The sequence below is a fragment of the Dryocola clanedunensis genome (assembly GCF_038405435.1).
Lineage (GTDB): Bacteria > Pseudomonadota > Gammaproteobacteria > Enterobacterales > Enterobacteriaceae > Dryocola > Dryocola clanedunensis_A.
This window is the reverse complement of record NZ_JBBYHZ010000127.1, coordinates 1-608: the sequence shown is the minus strand read 5'-3', so window position 1 is coordinate 608 and position 608 is coordinate 1. Positions and strand designations below refer to the sequence as shown.

1 protein-coding gene is annotated in these 608 nt (G+C 71.4%); it reads left to right on the top strand.

The window, feature by feature from the left end:
• A partial coding sequence (locus AAE045_RS23815; RefSeq protein WP_455549771.1) for a hypothetical protein occupies positions 1-608 on the top strand: 608 nt, incomplete at both ends.

The window sequence follows — 608 nt, the reverse complement described above, 5'->3', positions numbered from 1 at the left end:
CGTGCCGACCCTGAAAACCTGGTTGCTGGTCGTACCGGCCCTGGCGTTGCTGGGGGTGGTGGGCTATCGCGCGGGCGATCGGGTGCTGCACGCCGAACCGGCCACCTCGCAGGTGGATGGGCCGCAGGCCGGCGAGGCCACCAGCGCGGTTCCGGCCGAAGCGCGGCAGCTGGCCCGGCGTCTGCTCGGCAGCGAGCGCGGCACCGCGGTGGCCTCGGGCCTTCCGCTGGACCTGCGCGCGGATATCGAAGGCGACACCGACCTGTTCGCCTACGCGCAGCGGCTGCAGTTCCAGGCCGCCAATGGCAACGCCGAGGCCGGGTGGATGGTGAGCCGGGTGTACGACTACTGCGCCATGTACGCGATGGACCCGGGCGGTTACCAGCTCGACAACACCCTGCTCACCGGCATGGGCATGAGCGCCTCGGCACCGATGGTCGCCGCGCGCGAGCGCGTGTCGCGCCGCTGCGCGGGCTTCGTCAGCAGCGATAATCTCGGCCGCCCGTTGATCCTGACCCAGCGTCTGGAGGCGGCCAAGGCCGGCAACCTGGCTGCGGAGGCGTCGCTGTTCGCCGAAGGTCATCCGCTGGAAACCGCCCCGGCCTATC